Here is a 17,799-nt window from a genome sequence, read left to right on the forward strand (position 1 = left end):
GGCCGTCCCCGTCCGTCCCGGGCTCCGGTCCCTTCTCACAGCTGGTGCCGCTAACCTCGCGCGGCACCACCCTCTACCCCAGTGAGCCGCACATGCCCCGCCCCGCCTCCGGGCCGCCCCCGGCCCGGTCCACGATCCTCGTCGTCGAGGACGACCCCAGCATCCGTACCCTGCTCACCTCCGCCCTGGGCGCCGCCGGATACGCCGTCGTCGCAGCCGTCACCGGCCGGGAGGCCATGTCCAAGGCGGCCGACAGCCGGCCCGGCCTGATCGTCATGGACGTGATGCTGCCCGACGCCGACGGCTTCGACCTCACCCGCCGGCTGCGCGCCCAGGGCCTGTACACACCGGTGCTGTTCCTCACCGCCCGCACCGAGGTCGAGGACCGCATCATCGGTCTCAGCTCCGGCGGCGACGACTACGTCACCAAGCCCTTCCACGTCCAGGAGGTGCTGCTGCGCATCCGCGCGATCCTGCGCCGCGCGGCGGCCCCGGCCTCTTCGGCCCGCACCCGGCCGCCCCTGCGCCACGCCGACCTCGTCCTGGACGAGGACGCCCACACCGTCCGGCGCTCCGGACGCGACCTGAAGCTGTCACCGACCGAGTTCCGGCTGCTGGCCTGCCTGATGGCACAGGCGGACCGGGTGCTCGGCAAGAGGGAGATCCTGCAGGAGGTGTGGCGGTACGACTTCGCCGGCGACACCCGGATCGTCGACACCTACATCAAGAACCTGCGCCGCAAGATCGACACCACCCCGCCCGCGTTGATCCACACCGTCCGTGGCGTCGGCTACTGCCTGCGTCTGCCGGGCGGCGGCACCGGAACCCTCGACCCGTGAGCAGCCGCGCCAGACCCCCGCGCTCGCTGCGCACCCGGCTCGTGCTCATCGCCACCGTCCTGGCGACCTGCGCCGTGCTGCTGTGCCAGACCGCCGGACTGACCGTGCTGCGCTCCTGGCTCACCGATCAGGTCGACGAACAGCTCACCGGCTTCCAGCCACCCACCCGGGTCTACGAGGACATCGCCGACGACGGCCGGCTGCACACCCCCGATGACCACGACATCCTGCCCTCGGACTACCGCGTCTTCTTCTACGACTCCGACGGCCGCCTGATGGACGCCTCCCTGGGCCGCGGCGACGACCGGGGACCCCGGCTGCCCTCCCGCGCCAGGGCACTGAGCCTGCGCAACGGCGAGCCCGCCACCGTGGAGGCCACCGACGGCAGCGGCAGCTGGCGCGTGGTCGCCGACTCCGGACCCGACCGCATGCGCGCCGTCGTCGCCCTGCCCCTGGACACCGTGGACGGCGCGACCACCAAGCTGCTGTGGATCAGCATGCTCCTCGGCCTGATCGTCGCCGCAGGCGTCGCCCTGCTCGGCAACGCCGCCGTACGCCTGGGCCTGCGCCCCCTCTCACGGGTCGAGCGCACCGCCCAGCAGATCACCGACGGCGACGTGGACCTGCGCGTGCCCGACACCGACCCGGCCACCGAGGTCGGCCGGCTGGGGCAGGCCCTGAACACCATGCTCGACCGGTTGCGCACCGCCCTGCACCGCACCGCCGCCTCCGAACGGCAGATGCGCCGCTTCATGGCCGACGCCGGACACGAACTGCGCACCCCGCTCACCGCCATCCAGGGTTTCGCCGAACTCCTCCACGACGACCCCCGCATGCCCGCCGAGCGCCGCACCGAGGCCCACGCGCTGATCGCCGCCAACGCCGACCGCATGAGCCGGCTGGTCGACGACCTCTTCCTGCTCGCCAAACTCGGCCACGCCCCCGACCCCCGCCGAGAACCCGTGGACCTGCTCTCCCTGGCAGCCGACAGCATCACCAGCACCGCCGTGCGCCACCCCGGGCGCACCATCACCCTCGAACCGCTCCTCAGCGGCTCCGCCGACAGCAGCGGTCAGGAACTCGATGTCGTCGAGGCAGTCGGCGACGCCGACCAGCTCGCCCAGGTCGTGAGCAACCTGCTGGCCAACGCCTGCGCCCACACCCCGGCCACCGCCCGCATCCACGTCCGCGTCGGCACCATCCGCACCGGTCCCGCCACCGGCGGCGTCGACCGGCCCGGCCGCACCAGCGCCACCCCCGCACTGGAGCCCGGCACCGCGGCCGCCGTGATCGAGGTGGCCGACACCGGCCCCGGTCTCACCCCCGATGATGCACTCCACGTCTTCGACCGCTTCTTCCGCGCCGCCCCGGCGGACGCCGCCGAGCCCGGCAGCGGTCTCGGCCTCGCGATCGCCGCGGCGATCGCCGAAGCCCACCAGGGCCGCATGGAACTCGACACCCGACCCGCAGCCGGATGCACCTTCCGCCTCCTTCTGTCCGTGCACTGAGGGAGCCCACCGATGAGTCAGTGCATGGAGAGAGCCCACCGATGAGACTGACCACCTTGCGCATCACCAGCACCCGCACCGCCGCCGCCCGCGTGGACAGGAACCGCCTCACCCTCCTGCCCTTCCCCGACGTCGGCACCCTCGTCACCACCGGCGAGGCGTGGCAGGACCGCGCCGCCGCCCCCGGCGAAGTCCTCACCCGCACCCACGCCCCGACGGACACCGGTCCGCTCACCACCCGGCTCGTCACCTTCACCCAGGTGCAGGTGAACTACGCGACCCGCGCCAAGGAACTGAATACCCCGCAACCACCGGCACCCCGGCTGCTGACCACCCCCGTCGACCGCGTCGTCGGTGACCGGGACACCATCCGCATCGCTCCCGCACCGGACATCCGATGGGGGGCCGAACTCGGAGTGGTGATCGGGCGGGAGACCTCTCACGTCCCCGTGACCAAAGCCCTGCGGAGCATCGCCGGTTACACCACCGTCAACACCGTCGCCGTCCCCGGCCGTCCGGCCGTCGTCGCCCTGGGACCCCAGCTCGTCACCCCCGACGAACTGCCGCCCGGCGCCCGCGGTCTCACTCTGACCGCGACCCTCGACGGCCACCCGAGACAGAAGGCCAACACCTCCGATCTGCTTTTCGACGTCGCCACCCTCATCGCACGCACCAGCACCCGCACCACACTGATGCCCGGCGACCTGATCACCACGGGCACCCCTGCCGCGACCGGTACCGGCCGAATCCACGACGGCAGCCGACTCACCGTCGCCATCAGAGGAATCGGTGAACTCCGCACCACCATCACCCACTGACGACGGCCCGGCGCTCCACCGACTCAGCCGACGTGGACCCCTGTCGGCCGGCGGCAGCGCGAGGGCGGCCCCGACCGCCACTCGGCCTCTGGTGAGGTACTTGAGCATGAGCCCCACCTCCACCTCAGGTGTAACCGGGACGGACGCTCCCGTACTCGATTTCCGCCCGGCCTTGATGAGGTCTTGATGACGCGGGCCCTGGTGGGCACACCGTGTCGTGCCTCCCGATCATCGCAGCTCGGCCGAGCCGTCCAGGAGCCGGAACCGCAGGCGGCAGATGATTGCGTTCGTCTCGTGCCGGACCGCGTGGGCGACGACCGCACCACGCTGGTTCTGCAGCAGCCGCTGCCACAGATGGGCCGGTTCGACCTCGGGGATGAGCACGGTGACCCGCAGGCCCGGATCGGCGGACGCCAGCTTCCGTACGTACCCGGCGACCGGGCGGCCGACCGTGCGGCGGCCGGAGGTGATCCGGATCAGGGGGACACCCGGATTCCACAGTGCCCAGTCCCGTTCCAGCGCCTCGGTCTGCTCGCGGTCCTCGGGGTCCGGGTGACAGACCGTCACGGCGTGGACCTCGTAGCCGAGGGACACCGCCGCGGTGAGAGCCTCGCTGGTGAGCCGGGTCAGGGACGAGACCGGAACCACGATCAGCGACCGGTCGCGGTGCGGGGGCTCCGGGATACGGCCGACGCCCAGCCGCTCACCGATCCCGGTGTAGGCGCGGTGGACGGACTCGAAGCCGGCGACCAGCAGGGGCAGGGTGACGACAATCAGCCACGCGCCGTCGTGGAACTTGGTCGCCGTGACGACGACCGCGCTGACACCCGTCAGGAGCGCGCCCAGACCGTTCAACAAGGCCTTGCCCGCCCACTTGTCGCCGCGGACCGCGCGCCAGTGGACGACCATGCCGGTCTGAGCGATGGTGAAGCCGATGAACACACCGATCGCGAACAGCGGGACGAGGGTGTTGGTGTCGCCCCCGGAGAAGACCAGAAGCAGGGCGGACACGGCCGCGAGCGTGAGGACCCCGTGGCGGTGGACCTGCCGGTCGGCCTTGAGCCCGAAGACATGCGGCAGGTAGTTGTCGCGGGCCAGCAGCTTGAGCAGCACCGGCAGACCGCCGAACGACGTGTTCGCGGACAGGGCCAGCAGCACCATCGTGGCGAACTGCACGACGTAGAAGGCGAGATCGTGCCCGAAGGACGCGTCGGCGAGCTGCGCCAGCACGGTCACGCCTTCGACCGGCTGCAACCCGAACCGGGAGATCAGCACGGACAGACCGATCAGCATCGCGCCGAGCAGTGCGCCGAGGGCCACCTCGGCACGCTGTGCGCGGCGGGTGGCCGGGGCACGGAACGACGGCACGGCGTTGGCGATGGCCTCGACACCGGTCAGTGCCGAACAGCCCGAGGCGAAGGCCTTGAGGAGGAGCAGCGCACCGACCGTGGTGGCGTCGGTGCCGAGTACGGACGCATGGCCGGCGGCCGCTTCCGTGCTCACCGGGGCGTCGCGGAACAGGCCGACCACGATGAGAGCGAAGATCGCTCCGACGAACACCGCGGTCGGCACGATGAACGCACGCGCCGAGTCCACGATCCCGCGCAGATTCACGCCGGTGATCAGGACCAGTACCGCGAGGCACAGCCACAGGCGATCGCCGTACAGCTCCGGGAACGCGGAGGTCAGCGCTGCCACGCCCGCGGTCACGGCGACGGCCACGTTCAGGACGTAGTCCAGGACCAGGGACGCGGCGGCGACCAGACTGGTGCGGCGGCCCAGATGTGTCCTGGCGACCGCGTAGCTTCCTCCACCGTCCGGAAACGCCGCGATGACCTGCCGGTACGAGGCGACGAGCACCGCCAGCAGCAGGGCGATCGCCACGGTGACGGGGAGCGTGAAGCCGAGCCCGTATCCGCCCGCGGCCGCCAGGACGAGGACGATGGCCTCCGGCCCGTACGCAACCGACGCCATCGCGTCGAGCGACAGGGCGGCCAGCCCCGTAATGGTCGTGAGCTTGTGACGGGCCCCGTCATCAGGAGGCACTTCGACGATCGGCGCCGCGCTGGACTCCGAGCTGAGAACGGACATGGGTAAGGGCTCCTCCGTGCAGGTCTCGCTCAGAGTGCGCCTGTCTCCGGCCGGTCGGGTCGGTTGCTGGCGCGTTCTTGGCGCCGCAGGCCGATCTTTTCCCGCGTTCTTGACGGCGATGGTCAGGACCGGGGGACGGCTGCCCGTGGCGCACAAGGGGCGCGCCACCGCAGGAACGGGTCGCAGGGGCAGGCCTGTTGCGGCTCGGTGACGTCGCGATTCCGCCAGTTGCGGAAATCGTTTTGAATGCGTTCGAACAGCGCTCTAGAGTCATGCAGCCCGAGACCGACGGCGAGCATGACGGCTGCCGGTCTCCGCGCAGCCCCCTGCGCGAGCCGAACGCTGCGAACCGCCCCGCGCAGGACTGGACAACCGAAACAGGGGGGACCCCACCGTATGAAGACGCATTCCGGTCGGCGCGCGAGAACCGCCGCCGCGGCCACGGGGCTGGCAGCCGTGCTGCTCGCCGCCACCCCGGGCATCGCCACGGCGGCCGGGGGCAACCTGCCTCCGTATCAGCCGGGCATCGACACCCTCACCGTCGACTCCACCAAGGCCTGCTCCGACGAGCCCGTCTACGTGCCCCGCGCACCCGAACTCCGGGCCGTCGTCGAGGACCCGACGGAGGACAACGAGGAGTGGGAGTCCAACGGGGCCGGCGCCGAGTTCGAGGCGTGGTGGACCGACGCCGACGGAGCCCAGCAGCGCCGCACCCACACCTCCGGCATCGTGAAGTCTCCCATCACCCAGCTGTGGCGGACCCCCGCCGACCTCCCGGCCGACACCGTCATCTCCTGGCACGTCCGGGCCGTCGACGACGAGGCCGCGACGTCCGCCTGGAGCGACGAAACCCCTGGCGCCACCTGCCGGTTCATCATCGACACGGTCAGCCCCGAGCCCGCGACGGTGGCCTCGGAGCAGTACCCGGACGACGACAGCGGCTGGCACGACGGCGTCGGCGTCTACGGCAGCTTCACCTTCGACTCCCCGTCCCAGGACGTCGTCGAGTACGTCTACACCGTTCTCGGCTCCGTACCGAAGCGGGTCCGGCCCGAGGAGCCGGGCGGACCGGCCACCGTCCGGTGGATGCCGGAATCCGGCGGGCCCTACTACATGCAGGTCCGCGCCGTCGACCGGGCCGGGCGGTACAGCTCCGAGACGACCTACTGGATGCGCGTCGCCGAGGGCCGCGCACCCGTCGCCCACTGGAAGCTCGCCGACCCGGCAGGAGCGGACCACGCCGCCGCCGAGACCGGCCCCGCGGCCCGCGCCGGCAGCGGCGTCCGCTTCGGCGCCTCCGCTCCCTCCCGCACCGACCTCACCGCCACCGTCAGCCTCGACGGCCGGGGCAACGGCTACCTCACCCCGGACGCCCCCGCGACGGACACCACCAAGACCTTCGCCCTCTCCGCCTGGGTCCGCCCCGCCGCCACCGGCACCGCGATGACGGTGGCCGGCCAGGACGCCGCCGACGACACCTCCGCCTTCACCCTCGGCCTGCGCCCGGCCTCGGACTCCTCCGCCACCTGGGCCTTCCGCTACGGCGCCACCACCCTCACCGGCGGCAGCGCCTCGGCCGGCGGCTGGGCCCACCTGGCCGGCCTGTACGACACCGAGGACAACACACTGCGGCTCTACGTGAACGGCAAGGAGGTCGACTCCGAGACCGGCGTCGCCCCGGTGGCCGCCCCCGGCGCCTTCCAGATCGGCCGCGCCCGCGGCGACTCCGGCGAGCGCTGGCAGGGCGAGATCGGCGACGTCCGCGTCTGGGACCGGGTCGTGCCCCGCGAGGAGATCGAGCGACTGGGCGCCCGCCCCGCCGAACGGGTCGCCGCCTGGGACATCGAGCGGACCGACGACGGTGTGATCCCCGGCCGGGACGGCGACCAGCCGCTCACCCTGCACGGCGGCGCCGGTTTCTACACCCCCGATATCGAGGGCTGCCTCGAAGACCCCGACTGCGTCGACTTCCCGGCGAGCGCCCTCGACGGCAACGACCACCTGGCCCTGGACGGTACGGACGACTACGCCGCCACCAGCGGCCCCGTCGTCGACACCGCCGACAGCTTCAGCGCCGGCCTGCGGGTCCGCTTCGCGGACACCGCCCCCGACCGGCCGATGACCGTGCTGTCGCAGGGCGACGCCGACAGCGACGCCTTCAAGGTCCGCTACGACCCGGCCGCGTCCCAGTGGCAGCTGATCGTCACCGACGCCGGCGGACCGGGCGCCACGGAGACCGTTGTCGCCGGACCAGGCGCTCCCACCTCGTTCTCCGACGAAGTGGTCGTCGTGTACGACGACTCCGAGGGGCACATCACCCTGTACGTCGACGGTGAGGCCGTGGCCGACACGGAGTTCAACGCCTCCTGGAACGCCCCGGGCCCGCTCCAGATCGGCCGCGGCCACACCGCCGACGGCGGCTGGGGCGAGTACTTCCACGGCGGGGCGGACACCGTCCGTGTCTTCACGGGAGCCCTCACCGCGTCCCAGGTGCAGTCGTTCGCGTACCTCGACTGAGGCCTGAAGCCTGAGACGGGAGGTCTGACCGCGCCGGGGGGCGTGGTCAGGCCGGGCCCGTCAGCCCTCAGGCCATCGCGTCGAGGTCCGCCAGGAGCAGCACATCCCCTGCCGGCCGTGTCCCGGCGGCTTCCGCCAAGGCCCGCACATGGGCAGCGGCTCGTGGATGTAGCGGAACTCGCTGTGCAGCGCCAGCCTCGGCACGGGCCTCAGCTCCCCCTCGTGTTGGTCGCGAGGGTACCGGGCCACTGGTGGTGCGCTCAGCCGGAGAGGACGGCGCCCGGCCGTTCTCCAGAGCCCTGGAAGCACTCAGCGGTCGGGGCTGCGGGCTCTGATAGGTTCCATTGTTCGATTCACCGGCGATGACTTGGATGCGCCAGTGGTACTGGGGGAGGGGGCTCCGTGGGCCGAGTGCCGTCAAGGCTGCGCAAGCCGTTGCTCATAGGGCTGCCGCTCGTGCTGCTCGTCACGGGGGTGGTGCTCTTCCCGGAGGGCGGCGGCCGGCCGGACGAGCAGCGCCATGTGGCGGCGAACCGGGCGCAGTTGAAGCGTGCCTGTGCGGGGCTGCTGCCGTACGAGGAGCTGCGGGGCCTCGTGCCCGACGACGTCGCGGGCGAGGTCACTCAGTACGGCACCGTGCTCGATCCCGATGAGGACAGCCACTCCCTGGTGAACTGCTCCGTCACCTGGCCGGGGCACGGATCGGTGCGGGTACGGGCCGTCGCGATCATTTCCGGGATACCGATGACGTTGCGGGCCGAGGACATCCTGCCCGGCGTCGACAACGACGGGTACGAGGCACCCGGACTCACCGGCCGGGTGGACGAGCGGGGGCGGGCGTGGGTCGTCGCCGAGTGTCCCGGCGGGCTGGCGGGGCGGGCCCGCGAGGTGCCGGGGATGTACGTCGCGGCCGATGTCGATCTGCCCGTTCCCGGCAAGGGGAAGCAGGCCGGGTACCTCCGCGGCCTCCGTACCGCGGTCCGGGTCGCCAACGGGATCACCGCCGCGCAGAAGTGCGGCGGCTCCCCGCTGAAGCCGCCCACGCGGGTCCTCGACACGTACGAGGCCCATGTCACCAAGGACGCGGACGGCGGCAACATCGAGGTCGTGCGGATCGACGAGCCGGGTCTGGGTGTGAAGAAGTGCCGCGGGGTCGGCAGGCGAGCGGGTTTCCCCGGCAAGTGGACCGCGAGCGGTGATCTGCAGGACTCACGGCTGGTGAGCGTCTGCACCGCCACCGTCCTGGACCGCATGGACCCGATTCACACCGACCCGACGCCACCCGACGGTGCGGTCGTCGAGGTCTCGGCGGCGAGCTGGTCCGGGCCGCTCAGGGACTCGGCCGACGCCCAGTACCGAAACGACGGTGACGGCTTCGGCTTCCGCGAAGGGGAACGGACCAGGGACATCCCGGAGTCGGGGTCGCGCGAACTCGCCCTGTGGGCAGGGTCGGAGTGTGCCGCGGGCAGCACGTACCACCGGGTCACCATCCGTATGGAGACCAACGATCTCAGTGCGTACACGCTCACTGGGACGGAGCGGACCAAGTACTCCAAGGACGCCCGCAAGCTGATGGACAGCTATCTCGCCGACCCCGACGGCTGGCCCCGGCAGCAGGGGTGTCATGAATCCAGGATCCTGGGAGAGGTGGAGGGATGGCGGTGAGACGCAACGTCCTGCGGGCGGTCGTGGCCCTGGCTGCCGCGGCCGTCGTCGTCGCCGGGTATCTCCAGGTGCACGGCGACTTCCAGCGCTGGAGCGACGAGTCGGCGCTCGACGGAGCCTGCGGCGGCCTGCTCGACCGGAACGTGGTGCGCGGCGTGCTCGGCGCGGGAGCCGTCGAGGTCGAGAACGAAGCAAGCGGCGCGGGCCTGGTGGGCTGTGCGGTGGGCGTGCACGACGGTGGCACCGTCGAGATCCGCGTCCTCGACACCCCACAGACCGGGAAGCGCCCGGACTCCCTTTTCACGGGCGCTCCGTGGGCGTTCGCCGTGCCGGTCGGCCACGGATGGACAGGGCTCTTCGGAGCCGACCCGGGAGACGACGCGGAGGCGGATCTCTTCAGTGCCGCCGAGTACGAGGACGTGACCACGAGCCTGGTCCTGAAGTGCACCGGGACACGCAGTGCCAAGGGCTTGTACGTATCCGTCACGACAACTGGCTCCACGTCACTGGACGACCCGGCCGAAAGACCGGAGCTCACCAGGATCGCCACCTCCACCGCGTCCAGGGCCTCGAAGGCCCGGCACTGCGGGGCCGAGCTCGGGAAGCCCGTCAGCAGCCTCGGCCTGCCGGTGACCGAGGACGACTACGAGCCGCTCGGCACGGCGGACGGGACCTGCTCCGGCATTCCCGCCGCACACGGCATGGCGATCGCCACCGAGACGGCCCGCGGGGGCGCCCCGCACGAGACCTGCCTGCTCGGCGACGCCGACCGCAGGAGGCGCTACAGACTCGAAGCGGACTTCGGCCCCTACGCGCAACAGCAGTTGTTCCTGGCCAAGCAGCGATCCTTCATGGGCGCACCGGACTCCGGCACACCCGCACATCAGCGCGACCCCGGCGGCCGGATGAGCTGGACAACGGCCGAGTGCCCCGACGGCCGGGCCCTGTTCACCCTGCAGCCGTGGGCCGATGCGCGCGAGCGCCTCGACTACCCCAGAAGCGACGCGGACCTCGCCTACGAACGTGCGGCACTGCGGGCCTTCGCCGAGCGTTCGGCGAAGGGCCACGGATGTTCCGCCCCGGCCACCCCGTGACATCCCGGGCGACCGGCCACCGGCCTCAGAGCCCGGTGACCTTGGCGCTCGCCGACACCTCGTAGACCAGGGTGACCGTGCGTCGGCCACCGGGCGGGAGCGGGACGTCCCAGCGGACGACGCCCTCGGCGTCGACCGCGTCGGGCGCCGGGGAGCACGAACCCTTCCGCAACCGGATCTCCACCGCCGAGACCTCGGACACCGGAACCCGCTCCCGCAGGACGACCACCCGATCGTCCTGCTCCCCGGGGGCGGAGAACCGGGACAGGTGCAGCCGGACCGTGCGGGTGACCACGGTCCGCTGTGTGATCCCGGTGGAGTCGCGGGACTCCTCGGCCCGCCGGACCACCCGGTAGTCGTCGCAGCTGCCGAAGGCCAGCTCGGCGGGGGTGCCGGGGGCGGTGAAGTCCAGCGTGCCGCGCCCGCCGAAGCCGCTCCCGCGCACCAGGTCCACAGGCCCGGCGAGCAGCGCGTGGCCGGACAGGTTGTCGAACCGCACCACCTGGGTGACCAGTGGAGAAAGCTCCGGTGAGCAGGCGTACTCGCTGCGTGCGGCCGTGGTGAAGGCGGACAGCGGCACCCGGTGGGCGTGGCCGTCACCGGGCACCGAGACCGGCGCGGGGGATCTCAGCACCCGCGTCTCGCCGCCGTCGTCCACCCCCGGCAGACCGAGCACCGGGGCCGGGCCGAGGGCCCCGATCTCCTCCTCGCGCAGCTCCACGTCGACCGTGCGGCGCTCCGCCGCGGAGCGGTCCTTGAGGGTCAGCCGGTCCTCGTCCAGCCGTGGCGGATCGGTGGCCAGGGCCGAGCGGGCCGTCGACAGTGTCAGCCGTACGTCCGACCAGTCCTCGCCGGTGCGCTGCCAGACCATCGCGTCGGTCTCCAGCGTCAAGGAGTCCCCGTCGAGCACGGCCCGGTAGGCGGGCCGCCACAGCGCACACGGGGTGAGGTGGCTCAGCCGCAGCCCGGCCGGCCCGGCGGCCGCGGCCTCCACGGTCAGCTCGACATGGCCGACCAGCTCGGCGGGCTCCTCCTCGGCGAGCTCCATGGCCCGCTCGGCTGCCCGCAGTTCGGCGGCGATGGCGGCCAACCGGGCGTCCGTGGCGCGGAGTTGCTCGCCGTGTTCGTCGCGTTCGGCGTCCACCCGGTCCAGTTCCCGGGACCAGCGGGCCCCTTCGGTCTCCCCGTGGCCCGCGCCCTCGCCGATCTCCCGCAGCAGATCGGCGGCGAGGCGGCCGAGCAGGTCGAGCCGGGTCTTCAGCCGGTCGCGCCGCTGCCCCAGGGTCAGCCGTTCCTCTTCGAGGGCGTGTACGCGGTGGCGCAGGGCGGAGTCGTCCTGGGTGGGCGGCAGCGGCGCGCGCGGCGTCCAGCTGCGGACGATCCGTACGTCGAGCACGGTCGCGGGGTGCTCGGCGGTCAGCTCGGCATGGAGGGTCCGGTCGACGGCCAGCGCGCTGACCGGCCCGAGACGCAGCCGCTGGACCCCGGCCTCCAGATCGAGCACGACGGCGCGCTCGACGTGGGCGCGGTCCTCAAGGCAGGTGACGGCGGTGACGGGGAGGGCGATCGGCTTCGGGGCCGTGGACATGGTGTGTCAGCTCCTGCGGTTGCCGCCGACCAGGGCCTTGCCGGTCGGGATGCGGATCTCGTAGCCGCCGTCGAGAGCGGCGGTGGCGCCTGCGGGCAGGGCGAGTCGCCAGACGCGGGTGCCCGGCGCATGCCGGTCGGGCCCCGTGTCTTCCTCGGGCGCCGTCCAGTCGGCCCGTTCCTCGATCCGGACGTCCGGCTCGGAGGAGACCGGAACCCGTTCGTGGACCTCCACCGTGACGGGCCTCGCCAGCCCATTGGACAGTTCCACGTGGACGCGGTGGTCGAGCACGGTGGTGTTGTTGCGCAGCCCCGCGGTGGACTCGTGCAGATTGGTGCGGCGGGTGACCCGGATGCCTTCGGCCGGCCCGAGCCCCACCCGGCGGACCCCGCCGGGGGCGAGCGTGGGCAGTGCGGCGGTCAGCAGGTAGTCGTCGTCGACGGTGATCTCCACCGGGCCGGCCAGCAGCGCCTGGTCGGTGGAGTTGGAGAGCACCAGCGTCGCGTACACGGTCTGCTCCACGGACGGCACACAGAGGTACTCGGTCCGCAGACCGACCGGGATCTCGCCGACGGTGACGGTGTGCCAGGTGCCGTCCGACGGGATGTCCGCGCGGGCGGCGGCATCGAAGCGGTGGTCGAAGGAACCCGCCGACTCGCGGGGCCGTACGGCCTGACCGGGCAGCGGCAGCGAGGCCACCGTCTCGGCGCGGCGGCGGTACTCGGCCGCCACCGGGTCGTAGGGGGAGCCGGGAAACAGCCGGCCCCTGCGACCGCCCGTCTCCTCGGGGCCGCACAGGACCAGCTCGGCGTAGTCGAGTTCGGCGCCGCTCGGCTGCGGCGGACCGGCTGCCGGGGCCGGCGGCGGTGGCACGGCCCCGCCTGGAGCCGGGGGAGCCATGGCGGCGCCGGCGGCACGCGGGAAGGACCTGCTGCCCGAGGCTGCCGGGGGAGCGCCGTACCCGCCGCTCGGCGCCGGGAACACGGCCGGCGCAGCGCCGTAGCTCAGCGGGGCCTGGGCCGGGGCCGGTGTAGGGGGCGGGGGAGGCGGCGGGGGCAGAGCCGGCTCGGCCGCGACGGCCACCGGGGCGCTGCCGCCCACCAACACCGCGGATGCCGGGACCGGGCGGGGACCTGCCGCGTCGTACCCGGAGAACAGGTCGACGAGCCCGGCCGGGGGCTCGCGCCAGCCGGAGGGCGCGGGGGCGGGCTGGCTGCGTCCGATCCGCATCGACCGGAGCCTCGGCAGGTCGGTGCGGCGCCGGAGATCGGCGGTGGCCAGGGCGATGCGCACACCGGTCCAGTCCTCGCCGGTCCGCTGCGCGACCGAGGCGCGCAGCATCAGCCTGCCGCTGCCGTCGCCCTGACGGTGAGCCAGGCGGTAGGCCGGCACCCAGACGGCGCCCGGCACCCCGTACTCCAGCTCCACCTCCACCTCCGCGCCACCGGTGTCGGCGCCGGTGAGGGTCAGCACCGCACAGACCGTGGTCTCCACATGTGCCGACGGCGCGTCGGTGGAGGCCCGCGCGAGCCGGTCGGCGGCGCCGTCGAGCTCGTGCTCGACGGCGCGCAGCGCCTCCTCCAACTCGACGAGACGCTCGTGCAGCCCCGCCAGCCGCTCGTCGACGAAGCCGGCGAGCTCCAGCCAGGCGTCGACCGGGGTACGGCGGTGCGGATCGTCCCGCTTGCGGGCAGGCGGGACCGGGTGGAGAGCCCTGACCTCCTCGATCAGGCTCAGCTGCCGGTCGCGGCGTCCTTGCGCTGCCGCGTGCTCGTCGCTCAGCCGCTCGACCTCGCGCCGCAACGCGTCGGGCGTGCCCGGGGCGACCGGCTCGGCCTCGACCTCCACCCGGGCCTCGGTGACGCGCACCCCGGGGGAGCCGAGGACACCGGCCCGCAGCGAGCCCGGGTCCAGCGAGCGGGGCAGACCCGTCACCCGCACCCGGCCGTCGGGCGACACGCTGCCCCGGGCCAGGCGCCGGCAGATCGCGCCCTGCGCGTACACCACGACCGAATCGAGGGCCGAGCCCCAACGCCGTGCCGACTCATCCGTCATGTGCTCCGCCCCCAGCCGTGTCCATGCCGAACGCAGCTTACGCCGGGCCGGTCCGCGCGCCCGCGCCGATCCTGCGTACGGCGACGGTCAGCTCCCCTCGAAGACGGCCCGGGTGCTCGTGACGACCGCGCATCTGCCCGCCGCCCAGCGCAGGGCCATCGCATGGTCCTCGGCGGAGAAGTCGGCCACCGCGTCGGCCACCACGAAGGCCTGGATGTCCTGCATCCAGGCGTCGCACGCGGTCATCAGGACGCCGATGTGGGCGTAGACGCCGGTGATGACGATCTGGTCGCGGCCCTGTTCGCGCAGGCGTTCCAGGAGGTCGGTGCGGACGAAGCCGCTGTACTTCCACTTGGTGAGCACCGTGTCGCCCTCGTCGGGCGCGACGGCCTCGGCGATCGCGGCGGCGTGCGGGTCGGCCGGCAGGCCCGGACCCCAGAAGTCCTGTTGCAGTCCGCGCTGTTCGGGGCTCTGGCCGCCGGGCTGCGCGGTGTAGAGCACCGGGACGCCGAGCCGCGTCGCCGCCCTCTTCAACTCCGCCACGTGCGAAAGGAGTTCGGGGATCGGCGCGGCAGAGGGATCGTAGGCCGACAGGAAGTGGTTCTGCAGATCGTGGACGAGGAGCACCGCACGTGACGGGTCGACGGTCCACCCGACCCGGTTGGCGGGCAGCTCGCCGGCGGCCGGCATGGGGTACGGGGCGATGGCGGGCAGGGCCATGGTGCGGGGATTCCGTTCAGGGGAGGATGTTCACGGGAGGGTCAGGCCGATGGAGGGACGGACGTGTTCCGGGCCGCGGCGGTCCGTAGCGCCTTCTTGGAGATCTTTCCGACGCCGGTCTGCGGGAACGCGTCCACGAACTCGACCCGGTCGGGCACCTTGTACGCGGCCAGACCCCGTTCACGTACGAACTCTTTGACGTCCACCGCCTTCAGCGGACCCGCGCCCGGCCGCAGGATCACGTACGCGCAGGTGCGTTCGCCCAGGTACGGGTCCGGCTCGGCCACCACGTTGGCGTCGTGGACGCGGGGGTGGGCCAGGAGGTGGTTCTCCACCTCCTCGGCGGCGATCTTCTCGCCGCCCCGGTTGATCTGGTCCTTGGCGCGGCCCTCGACGACGATGTGGCCGGTGGGGGTGGTCCGGACGACGTCGCCCGTGCGGTAGAAGCCGTCCTCGGTGAACGACCGGGCGTTGTGTTCCGGTGCTCGCCAGTAGCCCCGGATCGTGTAGGGGCCGCGCGTCAGCAGATGGCCCGTTTCGCCCGGTGCGACCTCCTGGTCCTGGTCGTCGACGACCAGGATCTCGTCGTCCGGTGAGATGGGCCGCCCCTGGGTGGTGACGATCACCTCGACCGGGTCGTCCAGCCGGGTGTAGTTGACCAGGCCCTCGGCCATGCCGAAGACCTGCTGCAAGGTGCAGCCGAGCGCAGGCCGGACCCGACGCGCGGCCTCCTCGCTGAACTTGGCGCCACCCACCAGCAGGACGTCGAGGCTGCCGAGGTCGTGCGCGGTGGTGGTGGCCGCCCGGGTCCAGAGCAGGGCCAGGGGCGGGACCAGTCCGGTGAGGGTGACCCGTTCCCGTTCGATCAGCGGGAAGGCCACCTCGGGTGAGGGGTGCGGGCACAGCACCACGCGGCCTCCGGCGTAGAGCGTGCCGAGCGAACCGGGGGAGGAAAGCGGGAAGTTGTGGGCCGCGGGCAGCGCACAGAGGTAGACGCTCTCCTCGTCGACCCCGCAGATCTCGTTGGAGCCGCGGAGCGAGTAGATGTAGTCGTCGTGGGTGCGCGGAATCAGTTTCGGTACGCCGGTGCTGCCGCCGGAGAGCTGGAGGAAGGCCAGGTCGGCCGGGCGCGGAGCATCGTGTCCGACCGGATCCGTCGCCACGTCGGACAGCGCCTCGAACTCGCCGGGGTCCCCGGTGGCGACGAACACGTGCCGCAGCGCGGGTGCGCCGGCCCGGGTGCGGGCCGCCAGTTCGCGGTAGTCGTAGCCGTCGTGCTGTGCCGCGACGACGTACGCGACCGCCTCGGTGAACTCGCAGAAGTAGGAGATCTCGCTCTCGCGGTGGGCCGGCAGCGCGAACACGGGCAGCGCGCCGATCCGGAACAGCGCGAAGACGACCTCGAAGAACTCCGCGACATTGGGCAGTTGGACCACCACCCGGTCGCCCTTGGTGATGTTCCGGGCGAGGAGGCCGGCGGCCAGCCGGTCGGCGCGCCGGTCCAGTTCCGCGTAGCTCCACCGGGTTCCCGCGACGGGGTCGACCACGGCGATCCGGTCCGGGTGCGCCTCGGCGCGCTCCCGGAGCATGGAGCCGAACGTCTCGCCGCGCCACCAGCCCGCGGCCCGGTACCGCTCGGCGAACTCGGCCGGCCAGGTGGGGGCGTCGTACGGGCTCACAGTTCGGCCCCCACGGCGCTGAGGAAGGTACGGAACTTGGCCGCCGTCTCGACGGTCTCCGCCTCGGGCACGGACGCCGCCACGATGCCGGCGCCCGCGTAGAGGCGCAGTGTGCGTTCCTCGGCCTCGGCACAGCGGATCGTGACGACCCACTCGCCGTCGCCCCGGGCGTCGCCCCAGCCCACCATCCCGGTGAAGAAGCCGCGGTCGAACGGCTCGGTCTCCGCGATGATCCGCCGGGCCGTTTCGGTGGGGGTGCCGCACACGGCCGGGGTCGGGTGCAGGGCGCGGGCCAGGGCCAGGGCCGAGACGTCGGGGGAGGCGAGCGTGCCGGTGACCGTGGTGGACAGGTGCCACATGGTGGCGGTGCGGATCAGGGTCGGCCGGGCCGGGAGGGTCAGCTCCGTGCAGTGCGGGGCCAGGGCCTGGTGGACGGCGTCCACCACGACGGCGTGCTCGTGCAGGTCCTTCGCGGACTCCAGGAGGGTGGCGGCGCGGCGGACGTCCTCGGCCAGGTCGGTGCTGCGCGGGGTGGACCCGGCGAGCGGATTGGCGACCACCCGTCGTCCCTGCCGGGAGACCAGGAGTTCCGGACTGGCGCCGATGAGGGTGCGTCCGTCACCGGCCGGCAGTGCGAAGGTGTGGCCGGTGGGGTCGCGGCGGGCCAGGCGCTGGAGCATCCCGGGCAGGTCGAGCGGGGCGGGGGAGGTGAGTTCGAGGGTGCGGGCGAGCACCACCTTGCTGAACTCTCCGCGCCACATGCGCTCCACGGCCGAGGCGACGCCCGCTCCGTAGACCTCGGGTTCGGGGACCGGGCGTATCCGCCAGTCCGCCGGGCCGGTGGCGTCGGCGGGCAGGGCGATCAGCGGGTCGGAGGCGAGCGGGGGCGCGATGCGCAGGGCCGTCGGCACGCTCAGGGCGGCCGGTGCCTCGTGGTCGAACGGGACGGCGCCGATGACCACGGGCGATTCCTGCCCGGCCGCGGCGGCCTCGGCCAGGGTGGCGTCCACCCGCTCGTCCAGGGGCCGCGCGTCGTCGGGTACGGGGCGTGCCGCGCCGCGGGCCAGCAGGGTGCGGCCGGGGGTGGCGAGGAAGTGGTCGCCCGGGGCGTAGGAGTCCAGGAGCGAGGTGGCGGCGCCTACGGCCGGGTGGGCCGGGTGGGCGGGAGGGGCCGGGGGCAGGTGCGTGGCGACCTGGGAAGCCGTCGACACGGTGACTCCATTCT

General features: G+C 72.9%; 12 protein-coding genes. 6 read left to right on the top strand and 6 right to left on the bottom strand.

What is annotated here, in order from left to right; genetic code table 11:
- Window positions 1-92 precede the first annotated feature (92 nt).
- The 3 genes from ACFYY1_RS18995 to ACFYY1_RS19005 are packed head-to-tail and all read left to right on the top strand — an operon-like array spanning window position 93 to window position 3,165.
- Window positions 93-839: a response regulator transcription factor gene (locus tag ACFYY1_RS18995; RefSeq protein WP_388586623.1), complete on the top strand. Its 747-nt coding sequence runs from the start codon at window positions 93-95 to the stop codon at window positions 837-839.
- Window positions 836-2,347 (top strand): sensor histidine kinase, encoded by a 1,512-nt coding sequence (locus ACFYY1_RS19000; protein ID WP_388586626.1) that lies wholly within the window; start codon window positions 836-838, stop codon window positions 2,345-2,347. Before ACFYY1_RS18995 ends, ACFYY1_RS19000 begins: the two co-directional genes overlap by 4 nt.
- A 41-nt stretch (window positions 2,348-2,388) precedes the next feature.
- Complete coding sequence (locus tag ACFYY1_RS19005) at window positions 2,389-3,165, top strand: fumarylacetoacetate hydrolase family protein (protein WP_388586629.1); 777 nt, start codon at window positions 2,389-2,391, stop codon at window positions 3,163-3,165.
- A 228-nt stretch (window positions 3,166-3,393) separates the two neighbouring features.
- Here ACFYY1_RS19005 and ACFYY1_RS19010 read toward each other — a convergent pair whose 3' ends face one another.
- Window positions 3,394-5,256: an APC family permease gene (locus ACFYY1_RS19010; RefSeq protein ID WP_388586632.1), complete on the bottom strand. Its 1,863-nt coding sequence runs from the start codon at window positions 5,254-5,256 to the stop codon at window positions 3,394-3,396.
- Window positions 5,257-5,652: 396 nt separating this feature from the next.
- Between ACFYY1_RS19010 and ACFYY1_RS19015 the strand changes: the two genes are divergently transcribed.
- From ACFYY1_RS19015 to ACFYY1_RS19025, 3 genes are all read left to right on the top strand, one after another.
- Window positions 5,653-7,773 carry a LamG domain-containing protein gene (locus tag ACFYY1_RS19015; protein WP_388586635.1) on the top strand — a complete coding sequence of 707 codons (2,121 nt, stop codon included), beginning with the start codon at window positions 5,653-5,655 and terminating at the stop codon, window positions 7,771-7,773.
- 402 nt (window positions 7,774-8,175) lie between these two features.
- A complete protein-coding gene (locus tag ACFYY1_RS19020; RefSeq protein WP_388586637.1) occupies window positions 8,176-9,438 on the top strand; it encodes a hypothetical protein in 1,263 nt (420 codons plus the stop codon).
- Complete coding sequence (locus ACFYY1_RS19025) at window positions 9,435-10,532, top strand: hypothetical protein (RefSeq protein ID WP_388586640.1); 1,098 nt, start codon at window positions 9,435-9,437, stop codon at window positions 10,530-10,532. Before ACFYY1_RS19020 ends, ACFYY1_RS19025 begins: the two co-directional genes overlap by 4 nt.
- A 25-nt stretch (window positions 10,533-10,557) precedes the next feature.
- On the opposite strand, the gene ACFYY1_RS19030 is transcribed toward ACFYY1_RS19025, so the two are convergent.
- From ACFYY1_RS19030 to dhbC, 5 genes are all read right to left on the bottom strand, one after another.
- Window positions 10,558-12,120 carry a mucoidy inhibitor MuiA family protein gene (locus tag ACFYY1_RS19030; RefSeq protein WP_388586643.1) on the bottom strand — a complete coding sequence of 521 codons (1,563 nt, stop codon included), beginning with the start codon at window positions 12,118-12,120 and terminating at the stop codon, window positions 10,558-10,560.
- A gap of 6 nt (window positions 12,121-12,126) precedes the next feature.
- A complete protein-coding gene (locus ACFYY1_RS19035) occupies window positions 12,127-14,175 on the bottom strand; it encodes a DUF4139 domain-containing protein (RefSeq protein ID WP_388586646.1) in 2,049 nt (682 codons plus the stop codon).
- Between the two features lie 87 nt (window positions 14,176-14,262).
- Window positions 14,263-14,895: an isochorismatase family protein gene (locus tag ACFYY1_RS19040; RefSeq protein ID WP_388586649.1), complete on the bottom strand. Its 633-nt coding sequence runs from the start codon at window positions 14,893-14,895 to the stop codon at window positions 14,263-14,265.
- Between the two features lie 41 nt (window positions 14,896-14,936).
- Window positions 14,937-16,574 carry a (2,3-dihydroxybenzoyl)adenylate synthase gene (locus ACFYY1_RS19045; protein ID WP_388586652.1) on the bottom strand — a complete coding sequence of 546 codons (1,638 nt, stop codon included), beginning with the start codon at window positions 16,572-16,574 and terminating at the stop codon, window positions 14,937-14,939.
- On the bottom strand, window positions 16,571-17,785 hold the full coding sequence (gene dhbC, locus ACFYY1_RS19050) for an isochorismate synthase DhbC (protein WP_388586655.1): 1,215 nt from the start codon (window positions 17,783-17,785) through the stop codon (window positions 16,571-16,573). The genes ACFYY1_RS19045 and dhbC overlap by 4 nt, the downstream gene beginning before the upstream one ends.
- Window positions 17,786-17,799 lie beyond the last annotated feature (14 nt).

It is taken from the genome of Streptomyces sp. NPDC001890, assembly GCF_042891445.1.
GTDB lineage: Bacteria > Actinomycetota > Actinomycetes > Streptomycetales > Streptomycetaceae > Streptomyces.

Coding starts and splice junctions, on each gene's coding strand:
- ACFYY1_RS18995 (WP_388586623.1), top strand. CDS start 93: ATGCCCCGCCCCGCCTCCGGGCCGCCCCCGGCCCGGTCCACGATCCTC.
- ACFYY1_RS19005 (WP_388586629.1), top strand. CDS start 2,389: ATGAGACTGACCACCTTGCGCATCACCAGCACCCGCACCGCCGCCGCC.
- ACFYY1_RS19010 (WP_388586632.1), bottom strand. CDS start 5,256: ATGTCCGTTCTCAGCTCGGAGTCCAGCGCGGCGCCGATCGTCGAAGTG.
- ACFYY1_RS19015 (WP_388586635.1), top strand. CDS start 5,653: ATGAAGACGCATTCCGGTCGGCGCGCGAGAACCGCCGCCGCGGCCACG.
- ACFYY1_RS19030 (WP_388586643.1), bottom strand. CDS start 12,120: ATGTCCACGGCCCCGAAGCCGATCGCCCTCCCCGTCACCGCCGTCACC.
- ACFYY1_RS19035 (WP_388586646.1), bottom strand. CDS start 14,175: ATGACGGATGAGTCGGCACGGCGTTGGGGCTCGGCCCTCGATTCGGTC.
- ACFYY1_RS19040 (WP_388586649.1), bottom strand. CDS start 14,895: ATGGCCCTGCCCGCCATCGCCCCGTACCCCATGCCGGCCGCCGGCGAG.